Origin of the sequence: Mesorhizobium sp. M7D.F.Ca.US.004.03.1.1 (genome assembly GCF_003998635.1) — a bacterium.
GTDB lineage: Bacteria > Pseudomonadota > Alphaproteobacteria > Rhizobiales > Rhizobiaceae > Mesorhizobium > Mesorhizobium loti.
In genome coordinates this window covers 1-434 of record NZ_RZQG01001815.1, presented here as the reverse complement: position 1 = coordinate 434, position 434 = coordinate 1, and the positions used below count along the sequence as shown (strand labels likewise).

Genomic DNA, 434 nt, shown 5'->3' with positions numbered 1-434 from the left:
GGTACGGATTCCCCAACCCGAGGCGACACTGAATTTCTACCCGCATCAGCTGTCGGGGGGTATGCGGCAGCGCGTGATGATCGCCATCGCCATTGCGCTCGATCCCGCACTCATCATCGCCGACGAACCGACCACCGCGCTTGACGTTACCGTGCAGGCACAAGTGCTGGGGCTTATCCGCGATCTGATAACCGCCAAGAACGCGGCCTGCTTGTTTATCAGCCACGATATGGGTGTTGTTGCCCAGGTCAGCGACAAGGTCAGCATCATGTATGCTGGCTCGATCGTCGAAAAGGGCCCGACGAGCAGCGTCCTGGCGCAACCGTGGCACCCTTATACGCGTGGTCTGATCGACTGCGCCCCAGCACACGACACCACGGCGCGGCGCGAATTGCTGCCCATCCCCGGCTCGATGCCCGCGTTGGGAGATTTGC

Annotated in this window: 1 pseudogene; it reads left to right on the top strand. The window is 61.8% G+C overall.

From position 1 onward, the window contains the following. Window positions 1–76: 76 nt before the first annotated feature. Window positions 77–434 (top strand): annotated as a pseudogene (locus EN935_RS40190) (hypothetical protein); the annotation flags it as partial.